Genomic DNA, 18,437 nt, shown 5'->3' with positions numbered 1-18,437 from the left:
GTGTCACCCACCCGATCGCCTGAACCCTCGGATCAAACCGTGTTTGTCCTGGTCAGACCCGGTGGAAACTCTGTCTCGAAGACGGTGTTTCCGGCGGGGCAACGAGATATAACTCTAGACCACCCCACGCCGCCCGTGCAACTCGAAAGCGGAAATTCCGCTGTGACACCCGTCACCGGCCGCAAATGCCCTGCTTCCCGCCCAGCTCCGAAGGCACGGCTGCACGGTTCCCGAATCCCGCCGGGCTCTGGTCGGCGGGAGCCGATTGCCCTCACTGTGCAGGTGATTCCCAGCGTTTCGCCCCGCCCCTGCCCCTACACTGACGGGATGACTCAGAAAGAGCAGCGAGAACGGCTGGGCCGCAACGACCTCGATCTCGAAGACGCCCTCATCGACGAGGCGGCCAATACTGTCTCGGAGGGTGCAAAGCGGCTCAACCGGAAGTGGCCGGAACTCATCGTCACCGGACTCTTCGGCGGCATCGATGTCGGGCTCGGCATCTTGGCCATGGTCCTCGTCAAGCAGGCGACCGGGTCGACGATCCTCGCCGGGATGGCGTTCGGCATCGGACTGTTGGCATTGAAGCTGGCGCATTCTGAGCTCTTCACCGAGGAGTTCCTGTTGCCGATCAACGCTGTCATCGCCGGGCAAGCGAGTTGGATCCAGGTCTTTCGACTTTGGTCGGTGACTCTCGTGACCAATCTGGTCGGTGGCGCGGTCTTCGCCTGGCTCATCGTCATTGCGCTCCCCGATTACCACAAGACGATTGCGGATATGGCGCTCGGATATATCAACCAGTCTTCGCTCATCGTCATGCTTGCCCTCTCGCTTCTGGCCGGCGCGACGATCACATTGTCGACACGGATGCAGCAGGGAACACAGAACGACGTCGTCAAAGCGATCGTCTGCATGATCACCGGTCTGCTGGTCATCGGGGTCAGCATGCTGCACGGAGCCATCAATGCGATCGTTATCGTCGCCGCCATGATGACGGGCGCAGACATTTCGATCCTGGATTTCCTGCAGTGGTTCGCAATCGTGATCCCGTTCAACATGCTCGGTGGCCTACTGATCATCACGCTGCCCCGAATCATTCGCACACGCCGTGTGCTCTGGGCAGTGCGCAGAGGCCGCATCTCGCTCGAGGAACTCGAGGAGCAGAGCGCTTGAGTCGTTGAGTCAGGCTCCGCGGTAGCCGGGCATCAGCCGGTCGCTGTCGACGATCTGTTTGCCGAGCGGCATGAGCGAGACGGGGATGAGCTTGATGTTCGCCCAGCCGAGCGGGATGCCGATGATCGAGATGAACAGCGGGATCGAGGTGATGACGTGGCCGATGGCCAGCCAGATGCCGGCGACGATGAGCCAGATGATGTTGCCCAGGGTTGTCGCCACTCCTGCAGGACGGGTCTCGATGACCTCTCGCCCGAAGGGCCACAGCGCATAGTTGCCGATCCGGAAGGATGCGATGCCCCAGGGGATGGTGACGATGAAGATGCAGGCGATGATGCCGGCGGCCCAGTATCCGAGTGCCAGCCAGAGTCCGGAGAAGATGAACCAGATGATGTTGAGCAGGGTGCGCATGATCTCCTCGTGCGTTAGCCAATCGGTGTTCGTTCGGTTGTCCGTCATCTGCCAGTCTGCTCGATGGCCGCATGCTTTTCCATGGTGATGGCCATACACCGCTGGTCCGGTTGACCGCACGCTGCCGGAGCGCACGCTGATTGATCGCATTCCCTTGGCCGCCATGTCGCGGCCGGAGCTCGCTCTACAACGCAGTCTTTTGTATTCGACGATGACAAGGTTTCCCGTTGTTGTACGGGCACAGTCGTCTCGAGACGACAATGCCGCGCCCTCACAGTGAGGACGCGGCATTGTCAGGGTCTGCGGCTGATCAGCCGACGATGTCGACGGCGCCGAGGGTCTTCTTGCCCCGGCGCAGGAGGACGACTCCCCCGGCTTCTGTGGAGAGCACATCGTCGGAAGTCAGAGTCTGCTCCTGGTCGGCGACCTTGACGTTGTTGACGTAGGCTCCGCCGTCCTTGATGGCGCGGCGGGCCTCGCCCTTGGACTTGACGATGCCGGCGGCGACGAAGGCGTCGGCGACGGGCATGCCCTCAGCCAGTTGGGTCGCGGACACGTCACCGCGGGGCAGCTCAGACGTGGCGGCACCGAGGGTAGCGGCGTCCAGGCCGGCGAGCTCTCCCCCGCCGAAGAGGGCGGAAGCCGCAGCGATGGCCTGCTCGTAAGCCTGGCGTCCGTGGACCAAGGTGGTGACATCCTCGGCGAGGGCCTTCTGCGCCACGCGGGTGTGCGGGGCCGCGGTGAACTCGGCTTCGATGGCGTCGATCTCGTCGAGCGGGCGCAGCGAGAACACCTTGAGGTACTTCACCACGTCGCGGTCGTCGGCGTTGAGCCAGAACTGACTGAAGGCGTACGGGCTGGTCAGCGACGAGTCGAGCCACACGGTGCCGGATTCGGTCTTGCCGAACTTCGTTCCGTCGGCCTTCGTGATCAGCGGTGTGGCCAGGGCGTGAACGGACTTCTGCTCGACGCGGCGGATGAGGTCGACGCCCGAGGTGAGGTTGCCCCACTGGTCGGAGCCACCGGTCTGCAGGGAGCAGCCGTAGCGGCGGTTGAGCTCGAGGTAGTCGTTGCCTTGGAGGATCTGATACGAGAACTCGGTGAAAGAGATGCCGGCTTCGCTGTTGAGGCGAGCGGAGACGGACTCCTTCGCGAGCATCCGATTGACCGGGAAGTGCTTGCCGATGTCGCGGAGGAAGTCGATGGCCGACAGCTGGGAGGTCCAGTCGAGGTTGTTGACGATCTGCGCGGCGTTGGGGCCGTCGAAGTCGAGGAACTTCTCGACCTGAGCGCGGATCTTCGCCACCCATTCCTCGACGACCTCACGCGGATTGAGCGTCCGCTCCCCCGACATGCGCGGGTCTCCGATGAGACCGGTGGCGCCGCCGACGAGAGCGAGCGGATTATGTCCGGATTTCTGCAGGCGCGCGGCGGTGAGCAGCTGCACGAGGTTGCCCATGTGCAGGCTCGGCGCCGTCGGATCGAAACCGACATAATAGGTCAGCGACTCCTCGGCCAGGGCTTTCTGCAGGGCGGCCTCGTCAGTAGATACTGCGACGAGCCCGCGGGCCTTGAGTTCGCTGAAGATGTCGGTCACTTCGGTCCTTTCGAATCTATGGTCTGTGCCGGCGCGGAGCCGACAGGTTCAATTCTACGGGTTCACCGAGGCGGCTGTGCCCTTGGTCCGAGACCGCCGAGTTATCCTCGCCGATAGTTGCCTCGATGACATCGCTGGAGCCATACCTTGAAACCGGATTCCAGAAAAAGGACTCGCTCAGTTGTCGAAATCTCCGCCCCAGCCTCGATGTCACACTAGAAGGGCCGGGAGGCGGCCCTCGACGAAAGGCAGAACAATGAAGTACGTCATTCTCATCCACTCGAATCCGCAGCCTTGGGGTCATCCCACCGGCGACTACGTTGCCGAGGTTCAGGCCTTGCCGAAGGAGGAGCGGGAGAAGCTGGATGCCGACTTCGAGAAACTGCTGGGCGAACTTCAGGAGCGCGGCGAATTGCTCGGTGGCGAAGCCCTGGGCGACCCTGCAGCATCCACGCTCTACCGGTGGAAGGCGGGTGGACCGACCTCGAGCGACGGTCCGTACGCAGAGACGAAGGAGCACCTCGCCGGATTCTTCAAGATCGACGTCGAATCGCAGGAACGCACCGAGGAGATCGCCGCCCGATTCGCCGGCCCCGGAGAGACGGTGGAGCTGCGCCCGATCATGGTCTTCGGTGACGACGGCGAATGACGATGACCACCAGTGAGGATGTGTGGCGCCGCGAGACGCCGCACATCCTCGCTGCCCTGGTGAGGCGATTCGGTGATTTCACCGCGTGCGAGGACGCCGTTCAGGAGGCACTGTTCGAAGCCTCACAACAGTGGCCGAACACAGGTGTGCCAGACAAACCCCGAGGTTGGCTGCTTCGGGTCGCTTCCCGTCGACTCATCGATGCCAAACGTCAGGACGGTGCCCGCCTCGAACGTGAGCGACGTGTGTTCGCGCGCGAACGTCCCCATGAGTCAACCATCGCCGAGGCAGCCGTTGAGGATCGTGATGCCTCGCTGGAGGTCCTCGCCCTATGCTGTCATCCGTCGCTCAAGCCCGAGACTCAGGTGATCTTGGCATTGCGGGCGGTCCTCGGGCTGAGCACGGAGCAGATCGCCGCTCTGTACTTCATTCCGACCACCACCGCTGGGCAGAGGATCAGTCGGGCGAAGACCACGATCGACGGCGCCGGGCGGCACTTCCCGCAACCAGAGACGGAGGCAGAACGACTTCCCGCGATGCTCCATGCCCTCTACCTCATGTTTACCGCCGGGCACAGCCGCCCGATCGGTGAGGACCTCTTCGACCGGGAGGTCACGTCCGAGGCCATCAGGCTGGCTCGGCTGCTTCATGCTGCACTGCCCGATGAGACCGAGACTGCGGGATTGCTTGCGCTCATGCTGCTCAGCGAGGCACGCCGACCGGGCCGAAGGACTCAAGCCGGCGAGTTGGTGACTCTACGAGATCAGGACCGCGCGCTGTGGAATACGACGATGATCTCCGAAGGAATCAGTCTCTTGGAGACTGCACTCCCGGCCGGGCCGGTCGGCGCGTACCAACTGCAAGCTGCGATCTCTGCCGTTCACTCCGAAGCGGCGACATGGGAGGAGACCGACTGGGCTCAGATCGTCGAGCTCTACTCGATGCTCGCACGCATTGCACCGTCACCGACCGTCACCCTCAATTACGCAGTGGCCGTCAGTGAGGTCCAGGGTCCCGGTGCCGCGCTCGAAATGCTCGAGCCACTCCTCGCCGACAAGCGCATGAGCCGCAGTCACCGACTGCACGCCGTCCGGGCACCGACATTGGAAGCGCTCGGAGAACCTGCCGAGGCGCTGGCCGCTTACCGTACCGCCAGCCGACTGTGCACGAATGTTCCCGAGCAGAGATATCTCAATGCTCAGATCACTCGGCTGACAGCCGACTCACATTGACGGAGCTATTTGCCGTCCGCATGAGCTAGTGGCTCAATTTCGGACTCCACGGAAGGCGCCTCGGGTTTCGGGTCACTTTCTGAAAAGGGACGGCTCGCCATCACGGCAATTGCCCCGACTGCAGCGAAGAGTGCCCAGACCCCTCCGATGAGGTAGGGGCCGACGCCCGGGACCATGATCAGGGCAGAGGCGATCATCGGTGAGAGTCCCGCCCCGAGCGCAGCGGCGAGCTGATAGCCGACCGATGCGCCGGTGTATCGCACGGCCGGTGGGAAGAGCTCAGAAACATAGGCCGCAATCGGCCCGTAGCACAGGCCCTGGACGATTCCATTGCCGAGAATGATTGCAGCGGCGTACTGGTTGAGCTCTCCGCTGACGATGAGCAGCACAATCGGAACCGCAAGGGCTGCGGCCACCACATGGGCACCGATGAGAGAACGTTTGCGCCCGATCCTGTCGCTGAGACGGGCGACGATGAAGGTGACGATCAGGGTCGTCAACGCTCCGACGGCTTTCCAGTTGAGAACATCGGACTTGTCCTCGCCCGCTGCGACTGCGACCGATACGCCCCAGACTGTCGTCAGGCCCTGAGTGACATAGATGGTCATCGTTGCGAAGAGCGCGATAAGCACTTGGCGCTTGTAGTTCTTGAACACTGTGAGCAGCGGGACCTTCCTCTCCTCACTCTCTTCTTCGAGCTGTTGGAAGGCAGGTGTTTCGCTGACCTTGAGACGAATCACAAGGCCGACGACGATGAGTACGGCCGAGAGCAGGAACGGCAGACGCCAGCCCCATGTCACAAAGTTGTCCCCAGTCAGCGTCGCAGTCACTGACAGAATGAGCGTCGCCAGGATCGCTCCCGCAGGACCACCGGCGTTGGCGAACGCCGCAGCCAGTCCGCGCCGGGCCTTCGGCGCGTGCTCGAGTGCCATGAGCGCAGCACCGCCCCATTCTCCGCCCACGGCGATGCCTTGGATGATCCGAAGGGTGAACAGGGATGCGGGTGCGATCATCCCAATTGACGCAGTCGGCGGCATGAGGCCGATGATCACGGTGACGGCTCCCATCATCACCATGGAAACGATCAATGCTTTCTTACGCCCCACCTTGTCGCCGAAGTGGCCGAAGATCACTCCGCCGAGAGGCCTAGCCAGATAGCCGGCCGCCAAAGTGCTGAATGAGGCGAACAGCGACAGTCCCGGCCCGAGTCCTGCAAAGAACAGATTTGCGAACACAATCGAGGACGCCGTTGCGTACAGGATGAAATCGTAGAACTCGATAGCCGAACCGACGAAGCTCGAAGTGAGGATTCGTCGCATCTCCGGCGTCTTCAAGGAGGTTTGGAGACCGTCCTTGTCAACAACGTCTTTGTTGTCATTCATCGTTGCTTCAGCTCCTCATCGCGGCTTGTGCGGCTGTGGTGATGTTGATGGTGTCGAGGTCCTCTGGAACCAGGAATGTTCCATCGAATCCGGTGTGCCCCTTGTGCCAGACGGTGTCATCGGCGGACCCGGGAACAAGATGGTGCAGGGCCAGTGCGCGAGCCTGTGCCGCCGCGGCAATGCGAATAGCCCCATTGACCGAGGTATGTGATTTGTAATGGTGGTCGCGCGAGGCGCTGCCCTCATCGTCGTCACGGTGCGCATACGTCTGATCAACCCAGTCGAAGTCGATCGCCTCGTGAAGAAGCAGATCGGTCCCCTGCGCCAGCTTGACGAGATTGGCGGTCTCACACGTGTCACCTGAAATGGTCACCGAGCCGTACTCGCTGTCGAACCTGAAGGCGAAGGCGGGTGCCACGGGCGGATGTTCGACGAGGATCGCAGTCACGGTGACAAGATCATCCTGGAAGATGACGAAAGGCTCCATATCCGGAGTCGGAGCCGTGTTCGGGTGATATCCGATGCCCTCTGGGATCTCGATGTCGCGGGGGTCGAAGAGGGCTTCAGGTGACGGACGCAGCGAGTCGAGCACGCGGTCGTTGAGGTCTGTGGCAAACGCCCCGACGATACTTGTGAACATGTCAGCTATGCCAGGGGTGGGGTTCGCAGGTGCCACAGGTCGAGGCGGGACGACTGCCCGCGGAGAGACCGGAGGAAGCGCGCCGCGATCCCCGGGGCCGAGGAGAGGAACCGGATTGTCGACTCTCTGCTGGAGCTCATGCATGCCGAACACCACAAGTGACGGCAGGTCGATGGTGTGATCCGAATGCAGGTGAGTGATGAAGATTCCGCCGAGATCGCCGAGCTCGAGGCCCGCCTGACGAATGCGACGCCCGACGCCGTGCCCGGCGTCCACGAGATAGAAACGATCCTCAACGACGAGCGCGGTCGAGATGCCCGCTCGATCCTTGGAATCGCCTTTCCACCATCGCGGGCCACCTGCGGTTCCCAGGGTGACAGCTTTCATCTTCGAATCGTTCATTACCCGGCACTTTCACGTTGTTGCGTCTTTGACCTCCTCAGTCTTTCCCGTTGACATCAAAAAGAAAAGCAAATTTTTACTGGCTTCAATATAGACTCTGGCTATGACTGACCTCACACTCCGCCAGCTCGAGTATTTTCTCGCCGTTCTCGATCGTGGTTCGGTGAGCGACGCGGCAAAAGACTGCCGAGTGTCACAGGCGACGGTCTCTGCGGCCCTCGCCCAACTCGAAAAGCAGCTCAAAGTCACGCTCATTGCGCGAGGTCCGGCTCGGCGTGCCCGCCCGACGAGCGCTGGTAGGGAATTCGGAGTTCGGGCCAGAGAGATCCTGTCTAATGTCTCGGACGCTGTGGAATCTCTCAACGACGAGTCGGCTGCCTTGCAGGGGCCCTTGCGCATCGGCTGCATACCGACGGCGGGGCCACGGATGCTTCCAGCTACGGCTGCCCAGTTCGTCAAACACCACCCACAGGTTGACGTCAGCTTTGTCGAAGCCCATCCGTTGACCGTTCAACAGATGGTTCTCAACGGCGAAGTCGATGTTGCTGTCATGTACCGCAAGCAGATCCAGATCGAGGGAGTCACCAGGCACGACCTCGCCGAGGTGCAGCTGCATGCCATCGTCTCTGCGGATCATCCTGCAGCAGACCAGGACGGTGTCGATATCGCCGAGCTCATCGATGACCCGCTCATCCTGCTCGATTCTCCGCCGACCGCAGACCTCTTGATCAGTCAGATCCGCGGAATCGGTTTTGAGCCTTCTGTACGCTGGTTGATCCCCAATGCGGAGACAATCAGGTCGATGGTGGGACTAGGGCTCGGCTTCTCCCTGGCCAACGCAGTTCCGCACCCTGACACCCTGACCTTTCAGGGCATGCCAGTGCGATATCTGCCGGTGACGAACCCGGAATTCGCAAACACGATCGTGGGGGTGACGATGGCCGGAGCGCGGTTGTCGAAGAAGCTCACTGCAGCCCTCGACATCCTTCGGAAGACTGCCGCAGATACTGATCCACATCGGTGGAACCGCCAGAGCCGGACACCAACGCGGACGTAGCGCTGGGCCAGGAACACCAGCTTCCGAAAACTCGCGGTCGGCCGCGAGCGGCGCACAACACAGTCACGAAAGACGGACGGTGCTCCGATCGTCGAACGATCAGAGCACCGCTGACGCAGTTCCGGTCAGCCGACCGGAAACTTCGGTCGCAGGGACGTGAAACTCACACGCTCCGAGCCGACCCCGCGAACTCACGCAGGCGAGCAACTTCGGTCTTCGCGTTGGCGATCTGCGCCTCGACGGCCGAGCGAGCCGTGCCGCCCTTGGCGTTGCGCGAATCGATCGACCCGAGCGTCGTGAGCACCTCGCGTACGGCAGGCGTCAGATGCTCGGAGATCCCCGCGAAGTCCTCATCGGAGAGGTCCCACAGTTCGACATCCCGTGATTCGGCCAATTGCACGCATGCGCCGGAGAGTTCATGGGCGACTCGGAACGGCACGCCTTCACGCACGAGCCATTCGGCGATGTCCGTGGCCAGCGCGAATCCGCGCGGCGCCAGGTACGCCATCCGCTCGGTGTCGAACTTCAGCGTCGCCACCATCCCGGTGAACGCCGGCAGCAGCAGCTCGAGGGTGTCCGTGGCATCGAAGACCGGCTCCTTGTCTTCCTGCAGGTCCCGGTTGTACGCCAACGGCAGCGCCTTGAGCGTCGACAGCAGACCGGTGAGGTCACCGATGAGGCGACCGGACTTGCCGCGGGTGAGCTCGGCGACGTCAGGGTTCTTCTTCTGCGGCATGATCGACGATCCCGTCGAGTACGCATCGTGGAGGGTGACGAACGAGAACTCCTTCGTCGCCCACGCGATGACCTCCTCGGACAGCCGCGAGAGGTCGATGCCGATCATCGTCGTGATAAACAGGTACTCGGCGAAGACATCGCGCGAAGCGGTGCCATCGATCGAGTTCTCCACCGAATCGGTGAACCCGAGGTCCGCGGCCACAGCCTGTGGATCCAGCCCCAACGACGACCCGGCCAGAGCACCCGAACCATAGGCAGAGACTCCGGCACGCGCATCGAAATCGACGAACCGAGCGACATCGCGCAGCAGCGGCCACGCATGAGCGAGCAGATGGTGGGCCAGCAGCACCGGCTGAGCGTGCTGAAGGTGCGTGCGTCCGGGCATCGGGGCCTCGGGATGCTCTTCTGCCTGAGCGATGAGCACCTCGACGGTGTCGAGCACGAGACCGGCGACCTCACGGGCATGGTCGCGCAGGTACATCCGCCCCATCGTCGCGATCTGATCGTTGCGGGACCGTCCGGCACGCAGCTTCCCGCCGAGCTCGGGCCCGGCGATCTCGATGAGTCCGCGCTCGAGCGACGAATGCACATCCTCGTCGGACTCGGCGGCCACGTATTCGCCGGCGTTCACCCGACGCAGCAGCTCGTCGAGTGCTGAATGCATTCCGGACAGCTCGTCGTCGGTGAGCAGCCCGGCGTGGTGGAGGACCTTCGCGTGGGCCTTGGAACCCGCGATGTCGTACTTCGCCAGGCGCCAGTCGAAGTCCGTGGACTTGCTCAGCGCGGCCAGCGCATCGGCCGGACCGTCGGAGAATCGTCCGCCCCACAGGCTCAGTCGTTCGCTCACAGATCGTCCTTTCCCACCAGCACGAATGCGCCGGCCCGTTCATTGAAATGATGAAACTCAGTTGTCATTGTTCCAGTTTTCCCTCGCCGAGGCGGCCGGCCGTCCCGTGGAAACCCCACCGAGGCGGCGCACCCAGTTCCAGGGCCCACCGACAGAAGCTCAGCCCTCGGCCAGCCCGCCGGCCGCGTATTCGAGGAAGGTCTCCGCCACGGCCGCTCCCCCGACTGCGGCATCGGCGATGACGAGCACCGTGTCATCGCCGGCCAGGGTCCCGAAGATCCCGACCATCGAGGACCGGTCGATCGCCGAGGCCAGGTACTGTGCGGCTCCCGGCGGGGTGCGCAGCACGACCGTGTTGTCCTGGGAGACCGCGGAGACGAGCAGCTCCTCGAGGATCCGCGGCAGCTTCGCATCGAGGGACTCCCCCGTCGACTGCTGCAGGGACCGGTCCCCGCCCTCACCGGGAACGGCGTACACGGATCCCGCGGTGGATCGGATCTTGACGGCCCCCACCTCGGCGAGGTCGCGCGACAGGGTCGCCTGGGTGACGGTGATGCCCTGCGTTGCCAGCGCCTCGGCGAGTTCGATCTGGGACCGCACGGATTGGCGGGTGATGAGATCGATGATCTTCTGCTGCCGGGCGGTCTTCGTCAGCGGTGCACTGTTCGACCCGGAATTCGCTTCGGTCATCGTCGCTCCAGGAGGAAGGTCATGAGCGCCTTCTGCGCGTGGAGGCGGTTCTCGGCTTCGTCGAAGACCACCGAGGCGGGGCCGTCGATGACCTCGGCCGTGACCTCTTTGCCGCGGTAGGCGGGCAGGCAGTGGAGGAAGATCGCGTCGTTGCTTAAGCTCATGAGTTCCTGGTCGACCTGGAACTTCGTGAACGGTGAGGCCTCGTCGTCGCGTCCGGCGGCGTCCTGGCCCATGGACACCCAGGTGTCGGTGACGAGGACGTCGGCGCCGTGGGCGGCGGCAACGGGGTCGTCGGTGACGGTGAGCGATCCGCCCGTCGTCTGCGCCAGGGCGTCGGCCTCGGCGACGATCGCTGCGGCCGGCTGATAGTCGGCCGGGGCTGCGATGCGCACGTGCATGCCGGCGTTGACGCCACCCAGGGCGTAGGAGTTCGCCATGTTGTTCGCCCCGTCGCCGTAATACGTCATGGTCTGCCCGGCAACGTCTCCACGGTGTTCGCGGATGGTGAGCAGGTCGGCCAGGATCTGGCAGGGGTGGAAGTCATCGGACAGGGAATTGATGACGGGCACCGAGGAGTGCTCGGCCATCTCTTCGAGCCCGGCCTGGGCGTAGGTGCGCCAGATGATCGCCGAGACCATCCGCGACATCACCTGCGCGGTGTCGGCGATCGATTCCTTGTGCCCGAGCTGCGCCTCACCGGGGTTGATGATGAGCGGCTGCCCGCCGAGAGCGGCGATGCCGGCGGCGAACGAGACCCGGGTGCGGGTCGAGGTCTTGTCGAAGATGACGGCGGCGGTCTGCGGGCCGGCCAGCGGGGTCCGCGAGTAGGGGGCGGCCTTAAGCTCGACGGCGAGATCGAGGACCTCGGCCTGTTCGGCCGGGGTGAGGTCGGTGTCCTTGAGGAAATGGCGAGTCATGGTGGGTCCTTTGGAAAGCGTGAGTGGGGATCAGCCGGCGATGAGGCCGGGCAGGGCCGCGACGAACGGGGCCAGTTCCTCTTCCGTGATGGTCAGCGGCGGGGCCAGGCGCAGGCGGCCGGGAGCGACGGGGTTGATGATGAACCCGGCGTCGAGTGCGCGAGCCGCGACGGCCTTCGAATCCGGGATCTCGCCTCCGGCGTCGGGCAGGAGTTCGATGCCGATGAGCAGTCCCTGACCGGTGATCTCGCCAATGCCGTCAATCGCGGTGAGTTGCGAGGTCAGCCAATCGTTGATGTCGCGGGCATGATCGTGGAGACTCTCGGATTCGATCGTCTCGAGCACCGCCAAGGCTGCCGCGCAGGCGATCGGGTTGCCGCCGAAGGTCGTGCCGTGCTGACCGGCCTCGAGCAGCTTCGTGTTCGCATCCCCGACGGTGATGGTGGCACCGATGGGCATGCCTCCGCCGAGGCCTTTCGCCGAGGTGATGATGTCGGGCGTGACGCCCTCACCGATCGACCAGTCCTGGTGGGCGAACCAGTAACCGGTGCGAGCGATGCCCGACTGCACCTCGTCGAGGACGAGCAGCGCACCGGCTTTCGTCGTGAGTTCGCGGGCGGCCTTGAGGTAGCCCTGCGGATGGGTGCGCACACCGACCTCGCCCTGGATGGGTTCGATGAACACGGCGGCGGTGTTGTCGTTGATCGCAGCGGCCAGCGCCTCCACGTCGCCGTAGGGGACGTGGACGACTCCGGGGACGCCCGGAGCGAAGGGTGCACGGTAGGCTTCCTTCGCCGTCAGGGCCAGTGATCCCATGGTGCGGCCGTGGAAGGCACCCTCGACGGCGATGATGAAGGGGCGTCCCCCTCCCCCGGCGCGGCGGGCCATCTTGAAGGCCGCCTCGTTGGCTTCGGTACCGGAGTTCGAGAAGAACACGGCGGACCCGGACGGCAGATTGAGGATCTCGTGGATCTTGTTCGCCAGGGCGATCTGGGGCGGCGAGGTGAAGAAGTTCGAGATGTGGCCGAGTGTCGACGCCTGTTCGGTGATGGCCTTGACCCAGGCCGGGTGGCAGTGGCCGAGTGCGTTGACGGCGATGCCAGCGAGCAGGTCGAGGTATTTTTTGCCCGAGGCGTCCCACACGTACGAGCCCTCACCGCGGACGAGGTCGAGCTGGGGTGAGCCGAACACCGGGGAGAGGACCCGGGAGAAGTTATCGCGCCAGGTCTGCGCCTGATCCGTTGGGGCTTGCTGGTGCGTGGCTTCACTCATTGTCGTCCTCCTGTGTTCCTTTGTGACCGTCGCCCAGCGGTGCGGGAGCGACGACGGTGTCTTCGACCATGGTGCCGATGCCCTCGGAGGTGAAGACCTCGAGCAGCAGGGAGTGCGCCATCCGGCCGTCGATGATGTGGGCCTGCTGCACCCCGTGCTCGATGGCCTCGAGTGCGGCGGTCATCTTCGGGATCATGCCCGAATCGAGCGAGGGCAGGAGTTCGCGCAGCTTGTCCGGGTCGATGCGGGAGATGAGGGAGGACGTGTCCGGCCAGTTCGCGTAGAGGCCGGGCACATCGGTGAGCATGATGAGTTTGTGTGCCTTGAGTGCCTTCGCCACCGCCGAGGCAGCCAGGTCCGCATTGATGTTGAGCGGCTTCCCTGCCTCTCCCCCGATCTCGGAAGCGATGGAGCAGATGACGGGCACCCGGCCGGCGTCGAGGAGTTCGGTGAGCACGGTCGTATTCACCTGGGCGATCTCGCCCACCCGGCCGAGGTCGATGACTTCGCCGCCCACCTCGGCGGTGGCCTTGTTCGCCAGCAGGAGGTCGGCGTCTTCACCGGACAGGCCGATCGCGGCGTCGCCGTTCTGGTTGATCCGGGACACGATGTCGCGGTTGACCTGGCCGGACAGCACCATGCGGATGACCTCGGCGGCTTCCTCGGTGGTCACGCGCTGTCCGGCCTTGAACTCGGACTCGATGCCCAAGCGCTTCAGCATGGCAGAGATCTGAGGGCCGCCGCCGTGGACGACGACGGGGCGGATGCCGGCGAAGCGGAGGAACGCGATGTCATCGGCGAAGGACTGCTGCAGCTCCGGGGAGACCATGGCGTTGCCGCCGTATTTGATGACGATCGTGGCGCCGGCGAAGGTCTTGATCCAGGGCAGCGCCTCGGTGAGCGCCTCGGCCTTGACCTGGGCGGCGGCGAGCCGGGCGGCCGTGGATTTCGTGGACATGTCTACTGGGGTGTTCATGAGGAGTAGGCGCTGTTCTCTTCGACGTAGTCGTGGGTGAGGTCCGAGGTCCACACGGTGGCGGTGTCGTCTCCGGCGTGGAGGTCGATAGACACATCAACTGTGCGCTCGAACGTCACGTTCGCTGGGTCTTCGTCGGGGCCCGAGGCCGTGCACACCTGGACGCCGTTGATGGCGACGTCGATGAGTGTGGGATCGAAGTCCGCCGAGGTGGTTCCCACCTGAGCGACGACGCGACCCCAGTTCGGGTCCTCCCCGAAGATCGCGGCCTTGAACAGGGCCGAGCGAGCGACGGACCTGGAGACTTCGACGGCGTCTTTCTCGCTGGCTGCGCCGCGGGTGGTGATGGCGATGTCGTGGTGAGCACCTTCGGCATCGACGTGGAGTTGGTGCATGAGGTCGAGGCAGACGTCTTTGAGCAGAGTGGTGAATTCTTCCGCGTCGACAGCGGCGTCGTGGGCACCGGAGGACATGAGGATGACGGTATCGTTCGTCGACATGCAGCCGTCGGTGTCGAGGCGGTCGAAGGACTGGCTCGTCGAGGCGCGCAGTGCCTGGTCGAGCACGGTCTGGTCGAGTTTCGCGTCGGTGGTAATGACGACGAGCATCGTCGCCAAACCGGGGGCGAGCATGCCCGCGCCCTTGGCCATCCCGCCGATGGTGAACCCGGTGGAACCGGTCCGGCTGGCGGTCTTCGCGACGGTGTCGGTGGTCATGATCGCTTCGGCAGCAGACTGGCCGGCTTCAACACTCGTGTCGGCAGCGGCGACGAGTGGGGCGAGGTTGCACACGATGGAGTCGCGGAAGTCCTGACCACCGACGCCGATGAGACCGGTCGAGCAGACGAGGATGTCCTCGGGCTGCGTATCGGTGCCGGCGTCGGTGAGGAGTTCGGCGGCGGTCTGGGCGGTCAGAGTCGTCGTCTCGTACCCGAAGTCGCCGGTGTAGCAGTTCGCTCCCCCGGAGTTGAGGACGACGGCGCGGGCCTGACCATCGGCTGAGGCTTTCTGGGACCACAGGACGGGGTTGGCCTTGCACCGATTCGAGGTGTAGACGGCGGCGACGGCGGTGTCGGGGCCGTTGTTGACCACGAGTGAGAGGTCTTTGGTACCGGAGGGTTTGAGTCCGGCGGTGAGTCCGGCGGCGGTGAAGCCGAGTGGGGCGGTGACGCTCATGGGGCGACTCCTTCGAGGGGAAGAGCGGTGGCCTCGTCGAGGCCAAGGGCCAGGTGGATGGATTGGATGGCTTGTCCGGCCGTGCCGCGGACGAGGTTGTCGAGCGCCACGACGACGAGGATCTTCTCGGCGCGTTCGTCGACGGTGAACTGGATCTGCGCGACGTTCGATCCCGTGGTGGCGGCGGTCTGCGGCCATTGGCCCTCGGGCAGGACCCGTACGAAGGGTTCGTCACCGTAAATCTGAGCGAAAGCCGCGGCCAGCTGGTCCTTGAGCGCTGCCGCGTCGAGGAGTCCTTCAGTCGTGCGTGGTGCGGCTTCGCCGGCGTCGGCGGTGATGGTCGCGAGGATTCCGCGGGCCATGGGCACGAGTGTCGGGGTGAAGGAGATCCGGGTGGGGCCGTCGGCGGCGTCAGCACCGAGGAGGCCGTTGAGGTTCTGTTCGATCTCGGGCACATGCCGATGCGTGCCGCCGGTGCCGTACGGGGAGGCATTGCCGAGGATCTCGGCGGCGGTAAGGTGCGGCTTGAGCGCCTTCCCCGCGCCGGAGACGCCATTGGCAAGCACAGCATTCAATCCAGTCGGCGCGGCGAGCCCCGCCTGAATGAGAGGTGCGAGCCCGAGCGTCACCGCAGTGACGTTGCAGCCGGGCACGGCGATGCGTTTCGTCGACTTCAGTGCTCCGCGCTGTTTCGTGCCGTCGGCGGTCAGCAGTTCGGGCAGGCCGTAGGTCCAGGTGCCCTGGTGGTCGGAGCCGTAGAACTTCTCCCACGCGGCCGCACTGATGAGGCGGTGGTCGGCGGCGAGGTCGACGATGAGGGTGTCGGGGCTCGTCTGTTCGAGTTCGGCGGCGATCTGTCCGGACTGACCGTGCGGGAGCGCGAGGATGACGACATCGTGGCCGGCGAGCACCTCGGCGGTGGACTCCTGGACCACAAAGTCGGAATATCGGGGAAGATGGGGTTGATGTCGGCCGAGCTTCTCACCCGCGGTGGAATGTCCGCACACCGTCGTGACGTTCAAGTGAGGGTGAGTGCTCAGCAGCCGGAGGACCTCTCCCCCGGCGTATCCGGTGGCACCGGAGACGGCAACCGTATGATCGTTCATATGTATAACCATACCAGGCAATTAATTTATATGCAGGAGGCGTAATGACCCAGGCAGTGCGTGCGATGCAGGCTGGTGGACCCGAGGTACTCGAGTTCGGTGAGGTTCCGACCCCGAAGCCGGGTGCCGGTGAGGTGCTCGTCGATGTCGAGGCGGCGGGTGTGAACTTCATCGATACGTATCGTCGTTCGGGCGTGTATCCGATGGAGTACCCGCACATCGTCGGCTCCGAGGGCACGGGTCACATCGCCGAGGTGGGCGAAGGCGTCGAGAGCTGGCAGGTCGGTGACCGTGTCGCCTGGCACGAAGGCCCGGGTTCGTATGCGACGCAGGTCGTCGTGAACACGGACAACCTGTTGCGCGTGCCGGAGGGCGTGTCCGCCGAGGTGGCTGCGGCGATGCCGCTGCAGGGTCTGACCGCGCAGTACCTGGCGACGAGTTCGCATGAGATCAAGCCGGGGCAGACGGCACTCGTTCACGCTGGCGCCGGTGGTGTCGGGCTGCTGCTCACGCAGATCATCAAGCACCTGGGTGGCAATGTCATCTCGACGGTGAGCACTGAGGAGAAGGCGGAGCTGGCGCGAAAGGCCGGTGCCGACGACGTGTTCCTCTACGGCGAGGGCGTTGACATCACGGCGAAGGTCAAGGAGCTCACCGATGGTGAGGGTGTCGATGTCGCGTATGACGGTGTCGGTAAGGACACGTTCGATGCGTCGTTGGCCTCGATCAAGCCGCTGGGTTCGATGGTGCTCTTCGGCGGGGCGTCGGGTCAGGTGCCGCCGTTCGACATTCAGCGTCTGAATTCGTCGGGCGGAATCTTCCTGTCCCGTCCGTCCTTGGCGTGGTTCGTCCGCTCGTCGGAGGAGCTTGCGAAGCGATCAGCAATGCTCTTCAACGGCATCGAACACGGCTGGCTGAACTTCCGCGTGGGTGCAACGTTCGCGTTGGCTGATGCCGCGGATGCGCATCGTGCGCTGGAGGGCCGGAAGACGACAGCTAAGGTTGTGCTGACGGCTTGATTCGGGCATTCAAACTGGATGAGGTCGGTTTCTCCGCTTCCGGAGGACCCGACCTCACTTAGTACCGGCCAGACACCAGATCAGGCCGACGAGTTGGCTTGGACCTGCATCCACAGCATTACGTCGAAGCCTTTCAACGATGAGAGCTTGGTCCGACCGACTTCAGCACTCACCTTCGTTGCCCTCTCCTCGACGTAGTCGGCCTCAGCCTGAAACGCTTGCCACTACAGTCGCCACTAAGTCCTGCGCCCCTCTCGATGACCCGATCGAAGACAGAGTCTTCGATCGGGAGGAGGTGGGGACGCTTCCGAGCCATGCTCTTGCTAGTGGTTGGCGGCCTGAGCCCCCACCGACTTTCACCTGGCCGGTTGCGTGGGAGTAGATCCCACGACTCCATCGATTTGGACTCAAGACCCAGGTGCTTTTCAATTCCGACTCAGAGAACGTACCGATCATAACATTTGGGATTTGTTCTAGAAGCCCGTTGAAACTCGAAGATTCGTCCCCGACGATGGCAATTCCGACCGCTGCGGGAACCTCGACGCTCACTGTCGACACCAATTCGCCGTATCATGCACCTGCCCATGTCGCACTGCAGAATCATAACTTCCAGTACTGCCCAATGCACGGGTTGTAATGGCCTCCGCTATTTCCGTATCCGCGCGGACTGACTACTTCCTCTTCCATCTACGATCCGAGAGACCAAGGTCCTTCTGCACCAATGCGAAGACCTCATCTTGACATGCATACAGCGCATCGATGCCTCGCTGATCAAGAGATAAAGCAGACGGCAAGATCTGGAGCTGTTCTGTGACTTTGGCTCGGAGCTGGGGTGAGGCAAATGGCCTTAGACCACGCACCGCCCGAAGAGTATCTGGTGGAATTTCGTCCGGGTCTGCACCATGGTCTTGAGGCTCTGAGCCACACTCTTGATAAGAGTGGATTGCGCGAAGCAATGCTTCAATTGAGTCGATGTATGCGCTGTACTTGTCGTATTTGATATCAAATCCGCGATCAATTAGCTGCTGTTTCCTCGAGTGCTGACGATCTAAATGCCCGCCGACCAGAACGAGAATTGCACCGGCAACGCCTGCAACGAGTCCGCCTGCCCACGCCTGGTTTAAAGCTTCAATCATTGTTTCCTCGATCCTAAA

18 protein-coding genes are annotated in these 18,437 nt (G+C 63.5%); 5 read left to right on the top strand and 13 right to left on the bottom strand.

The features are described from left to right. The first annotated feature begins 327 nt into the window (after positions 1 to 327). Positions 328 to 1,170, top strand: coding sequence for a formate/nitrite transporter family protein (locus D3I60_RS08270; RefSeq protein ID WP_262775658.1), 843 nt, complete (start codon positions 328 to 330; stop codon positions 1,168 to 1,170). Positions 1,171 to 1,179: 9 nt separating this feature from the next. On the opposite strand, the gene D3I60_RS08265 is transcribed toward D3I60_RS08270, so the two are convergent. Together D3I60_RS08265 and tyrS are read right to left on the bottom strand one after the other, a co-directional pair. Beyond that, entirely contained in the window at positions 1,180 to 1,581 is a 402-nt protein-coding gene (locus tag D3I60_RS08265; protein ID WP_152349295.1) for a YccF domain-containing protein, read from the bottom strand. Between the two features lie 310 nt (positions 1,582 to 1,891). Further along, the gene (gene tyrS / locus D3I60_RS08260; RefSeq protein WP_262775657.1) at positions 1,892 to 3,178 is read right to left on the bottom strand and encodes a tyrosine--tRNA ligase; all 1,287 of its coding nucleotides are present in this window, start codon (positions 3,176 to 3,178) and stop codon (positions 1,892 to 1,894) included. 256 nt (positions 3,179 to 3,434) lie between these two features. Between tyrS and D3I60_RS08255 the strand changes: the two genes are divergently transcribed. Together D3I60_RS08255 and D3I60_RS08250 are read left to right on the top strand one after the other, a co-directional pair. Then, entirely contained in the window at positions 3,435 to 3,827 is a 393-nt protein-coding gene (locus tag D3I60_RS08255; protein WP_262775656.1) for a YciI family protein, read from the top strand. A gap of 2 nt (positions 3,828 to 3,829) precedes the next feature. Then, positions 3,830 to 5,059: an RNA polymerase sigma factor gene (locus D3I60_RS08250; RefSeq protein WP_262775655.1), complete on the top strand. Its 1,230-nt coding sequence runs from the start codon at positions 3,830 to 3,832 to the stop codon at positions 5,057 to 5,059. A gap of 5 nt (positions 5,060 to 5,064) precedes the next feature. Here D3I60_RS08250 and D3I60_RS08245 read toward each other — a convergent pair whose 3' ends face one another. Next, positions 5,065 to 6,441, bottom strand: a complete 1,377-nt coding sequence (locus tag D3I60_RS08245) for an MFS transporter (protein WP_262775654.1) — start codon at positions 6,439 to 6,441, stop codon at positions 5,065 to 5,067. 7 nt (positions 6,442 to 6,448) lie between these two features. After that, positions 6,449 to 7,483, bottom strand: a complete 1,035-nt coding sequence (locus D3I60_RS08240; protein ID WP_262775653.1) for an MBL fold metallo-hydrolase — start codon at positions 7,481 to 7,483, stop codon at positions 6,449 to 6,451. A 103-nt stretch (positions 7,484 to 7,586) separates the two neighbouring features. Here D3I60_RS08240 and D3I60_RS08235 point away from each other — a divergent pair, with 103 nt between their 5' ends. After that, positions 7,587 to 8,540 carry a LysR family transcriptional regulator gene (locus D3I60_RS08235; RefSeq protein ID WP_262775652.1) on the top strand — a complete coding sequence of 318 codons (954 nt, stop codon included), beginning with the start codon at positions 7,587 to 7,589 and terminating at the stop codon, positions 8,538 to 8,540. Between the two features lie 163 nt (positions 8,541 to 8,703). Here the strand turns inward: D3I60_RS08235 and argH are convergent, their stop codons facing one another. The 7 genes from argH to argC form a co-directional block, all read right to left on the bottom strand. Then, on the bottom strand, positions 8,704 to 10,125 hold the full coding sequence (gene argH, locus D3I60_RS08230; protein ID WP_262775651.1) for an argininosuccinate lyase: 1,422 nt from the start codon (positions 10,123 to 10,125) through the stop codon (positions 8,704 to 8,706). Positions 10,126 to 10,284: 159 nt separating this feature from the next. Then, entirely contained in the window at positions 10,285 to 10,815 is a 531-nt protein-coding gene (locus tag D3I60_RS08225; RefSeq protein WP_262775650.1) for an arginine repressor, read from the bottom strand. Further along, positions 10,812 to 11,735, bottom strand: coding sequence for an ornithine carbamoyltransferase (gene argF / locus D3I60_RS08220; RefSeq protein ID WP_262775649.1), 924 nt, complete (start codon positions 11,733 to 11,735; stop codon positions 10,812 to 10,814). Before argF ends, D3I60_RS08225 begins: the two co-directional genes overlap by 4 nt. Before the next feature lie 30 nt (positions 11,736 to 11,765). After that, on the bottom strand, positions 11,766 to 13,007 hold the full coding sequence (locus tag D3I60_RS08215) for an acetylornithine transaminase (RefSeq protein ID WP_262775648.1): 1,242 nt from the start codon (positions 13,005 to 13,007) through the stop codon (positions 11,766 to 11,768). Beyond that, positions 13,000 to 13,983 carry an acetylglutamate kinase gene (gene argB, locus D3I60_RS08210; RefSeq protein ID WP_262775647.1) on the bottom strand — a complete coding sequence of 328 codons (984 nt, stop codon included), beginning with the start codon at positions 13,981 to 13,983 and terminating at the stop codon, positions 13,000 to 13,002. Before argB ends, D3I60_RS08215 begins: the two co-directional genes overlap by 8 nt. Further along, positions 13,980 to 15,158: a bifunctional glutamate N-acetyltransferase/amino-acid acetyltransferase ArgJ gene (gene argJ / locus D3I60_RS08205; RefSeq protein ID WP_262775646.1), complete on the bottom strand. Its 1,179-nt coding sequence runs from the start codon at positions 15,156 to 15,158 to the stop codon at positions 13,980 to 13,982. The genes argB and argJ overlap by 4 nt, the downstream gene beginning before the upstream one ends. Continuing rightward, positions 15,155 to 16,264, bottom strand: coding sequence for an N-acetyl-gamma-glutamyl-phosphate reductase (argC, locus tag D3I60_RS08200; protein ID WP_262775645.1), 1,110 nt, complete (start codon positions 16,262 to 16,264; stop codon positions 15,155 to 15,157). The genes argJ and argC overlap by 4 nt, the downstream gene beginning before the upstream one ends. A gap of 44 nt (positions 16,265 to 16,308) precedes the next feature. Between argC and D3I60_RS08195 the strand changes: the two genes are divergently transcribed. After that, positions 16,309 to 17,283, top strand: coding sequence for a quinone oxidoreductase family protein (locus D3I60_RS08195; RefSeq protein ID WP_262775644.1), 975 nt, complete (start codon positions 16,309 to 16,311; stop codon positions 17,281 to 17,283). A gap of 169 nt (positions 17,284 to 17,452) precedes the next feature. Here D3I60_RS08195 and D3I60_RS19350 read toward each other — a convergent pair whose 3' ends face one another. Next, on the bottom strand, positions 17,453 to 17,680 hold the full coding sequence (locus tag D3I60_RS19350) for a DUF6308 family protein (protein ID WP_369415281.1): 228 nt from the start codon (positions 17,678 to 17,680) through the stop codon (positions 17,453 to 17,455). Positions 17,681 to 17,954: 274 nt separating this feature from the next. Further along, a complete protein-coding gene (locus tag D3I60_RS08190; protein WP_262775643.1) occupies positions 17,955 to 18,419 on the bottom strand; it encodes a hypothetical protein in 465 nt (154 codons plus the stop codon). Positions 18,420 to 18,437 lie beyond the last annotated feature (18 nt).

The organism is Brevibacterium permense, assembly GCF_025506275.1.
GTDB lineage: Bacteria > Actinomycetota > Actinomycetes > Actinomycetales > Brevibacteriaceae > Brevibacterium > Brevibacterium permense_A.
Note: the sequence above shows the minus strand (reverse complement) of the source record. Positions and strands in the feature narration are given on the sequence as shown.

Bases quoted from the DNA above. Each gene is read 5' to 3' on its own strand.
- D3I60_RS08270 (WP_262775658.1), top strand. From the start codon at position 328: ATGACTCAGAAAGAGCAGCGAGAACGGCTGGGCCGCAACGACCTCGAT.
- D3I60_RS08265 (WP_152349295.1), bottom strand. From the start codon at position 1,581: ATGCGCACCCTGCTCAACATCATCTGGTTCATCTTCTCCGGACTCTGG.
- D3I60_RS08255 (WP_262775656.1), top strand. From the start codon at position 3,435: ATGAAGTACGTCATTCTCATCCACTCGAATCCGCAGCCTTGGGGTCAT.
- D3I60_RS08250 (WP_262775655.1), top strand. From the start codon at position 3,830: ATGACCACCAGTGAGGATGTGTGGCGCCGCGAGACGCCGCACATCCTC.
- D3I60_RS08245 (WP_262775654.1), bottom strand. From the start codon at position 6,441: ATGAATGACAACAAAGACGTTGTTGACAAGGACGGTCTCCAAACCTCC.
- D3I60_RS08240 (WP_262775653.1), bottom strand. From the start codon at position 7,483: ATGAACGATTCGAAGATGAAAGCTGTCACCCTGGGAACCGCAGGTGGC.
- D3I60_RS08235 (WP_262775652.1), top strand. From the start codon at position 7,587: ATGACTGACCTCACACTCCGCCAGCTCGAGTATTTTCTCGCCGTTCTC.
- D3I60_RS08225 (WP_262775650.1), bottom strand. From the start codon at position 10,815: ATGACCGAAGCGAATTCCGGGTCGAACAGTGCACCGCTGACGAAGACC.
- argF (WP_262775649.1), bottom strand. From the start codon at position 11,735: ATGACTCGCCATTTCCTCAAGGACACCGACCTCACCCCGGCCGAACAG.
- D3I60_RS08215 (WP_262775648.1), bottom strand. From the start codon at position 13,007: ATGAGTGAAGCCACGCACCAGCAAGCCCCAACGGATCAGGCGCAGACC.
- argB (WP_262775647.1), bottom strand. From the start codon at position 13,983: ATGAACACCCCAGTAGACATGTCCACGAAATCCACGGCCGCCCGGCTC.
- argJ (WP_262775646.1), bottom strand. From the start codon at position 15,158: ATGAGCGTCACCGCCCCACTCGGCTTCACCGCCGCCGGACTCACCGCC.
- argC (WP_262775645.1), bottom strand. From the start codon at position 16,264: ATGAACGATCATACGGTTGCCGTCTCCGGTGCCACCGGATACGCCGGG.
- D3I60_RS08195 (WP_262775644.1), top strand. From the start codon at position 16,309: ATGACCCAGGCAGTGCGTGCGATGCAGGCTGGTGGACCCGAGGTACTC.
- D3I60_RS19350 (WP_369415281.1), bottom strand. From the start codon at position 17,680: ATGGAGTCGTGGGATCTACTCCCACGCAACCGGCCAGGTGAAAGTCGG.
- D3I60_RS08190 (WP_262775643.1), bottom strand. From the start codon at position 18,419: ATGATTGAAGCTTTAAACCAGGCGTGGGCAGGCGGACTCGTTGCAGGC.